Source organism: Streptomyces hainanensis, assembly GCF_004348415.1.
GTDB lineage: Bacteria > Actinomycetota > Actinomycetes > Streptomycetales > Streptomycetaceae > Streptomyces > Streptomyces hainanensis.
In genome coordinates, this window is record NZ_SMKI01000808.1 from 1 (window position 1) to 1532 (window position 1532).

General features: G+C 76.4%; 1 protein-coding gene and 1 pseudogene. Both read left to right on the forward strand.

Annotated features, from left to right (window positions below; genetic code table 11):
• Positions 1-1260, forward strand: a 1260-nt coding sequence (locus E1283_RS36090; RefSeq protein WP_132822377.1) for an SAM-dependent methyltransferase, incomplete at its 5' end; no start/stop codon positions are given.
• Positions 1257-1532: pseudogene (locus E1283_RS36095) on the forward strand (SAM-dependent methyltransferase); the annotation flags it as partial. The gene E1283_RS36090 and the pseudogene E1283_RS36095, both read left to right, overlap by 4 nt.

Genomic DNA, 1532 nt, shown 5'->3' on the forward strand with positions numbered 1-1532 from the left:
GCCCCGCCCCCGCCGACGGTCGACGCCGCGCGGTGGCCCGACGTGGCCAGGCGGCCCACCGCGGGCCGCGCCAGCACCGCCGTCGCCCGCCACCTGGTGCGGCGCGCCGTGGACCGGCTGCCGCTCACCCTGCGGACCCCGGACGGCCGGGAACGCGGCCTCGGCGGCCCGGCGCTGCACGTCCACGACCCCGACGCGTTCCACCGACGCCTCGCCGCCGACGGCCTGATCGGCTTCGGCGAGTCCTACCAGGCCGGCGAGTGGGACGCGCCCGACCTGGTCGCGGTGCTGACCGTGCTCGCCCGCGACCTCGCCACCCTGATACCGCCCGCCCTCCAGACGCTGCGCCCGCTCTGGGCCACCCGGCAGCCGCCGGGCGCCGACGGCACCCCGTACCACGCCGCCGCCAACATCCCCCGCCACTACGACCTGTCCGACGAGCTGTTCGCGCTCTTCCTCGACCCCACCATGACCTACTCCTCGGCGGTCTTCCCCACGCTGCCCGCGACCCACGCCGACCTCACCGCCGCCCAACACCACAAGATCGATCGGCTCCTGGACCTCGCCGCCGTCGGCGCCGGCACCCGACTGCTGGAGATCGGCACCGGCTGGGGCGAGTTGGCGCTGCGCGCCGCCGCCCGCGGCGCCCGGGTGCACACCGTCACCCTCTCGCCCGCCCAACTGGCCACCGCCCGCCGGCGCGTCGCCGACGCCGGACTCGCCGACCGGGTCACCCTCCGACTCGCCGACTACCGCGAGATCGAGGGCCGCTTCGACGCCGTCGTCAGCGTCGAGATGATCGAGGCCGTCGGCGCCGCCCACTGGCCCACCTACTTCCGCACCCTCGACCGGCTGTTGCGGCCCGGGGGCCACATCGCCCTCCAGGCCATCACCATGCCCCACCGGCGGATGCTCGCCAGCCGCCGCACCCACACCTGGATCCAGAAGTACGTCTTCCCCGGCGGAATGCTGCCGTCCGGCCACGCCATCGACGAGACCGTGGCCCGCCACACCGGCCTGCGCGTCGCCGCCTCCACCGGCTTCGCCCCGCACTACGCCGAGACGCTGCGGCTGTGGCGCGAGCGGTTCGCCGCACACGCCACCGAGGTCGGCGCCCTCGGCTTCGACGACACCTTCCGCCGCACCTGGACGTTCTACCTGGCCTACTCCGAGGCCGGCTTCCGCGCCGGCTACCTGGACGTGCGACAACTGCTGATCACCGGAAACGGCGCCGCCCCCACCCGGGAGGTCCGCCGATGACCCGGGTGGCCCAGCGGCTCGCCCCGCTCCTCGACGACCTCCTCGGCGGCCCGCCCCCGATCCGGCTGCGCGCCTGGGACGGCAGCGAGACCGGCCCCCGCGACGGGCCGCTGGTGGTGCTCCGCTCCCGCCGCGCCCTGCGCCGGCTGCTCTGGCAGCCCGGCGAACTCGGCCTGGCGCGGGCCTACATCAGCGGCGACCTGGACGTGCCGGGCGACCTCGCCGCCGCCCTGCGGGCGCTGCGCTCCGGCCCCCCGCCCCTGTCTCTTATA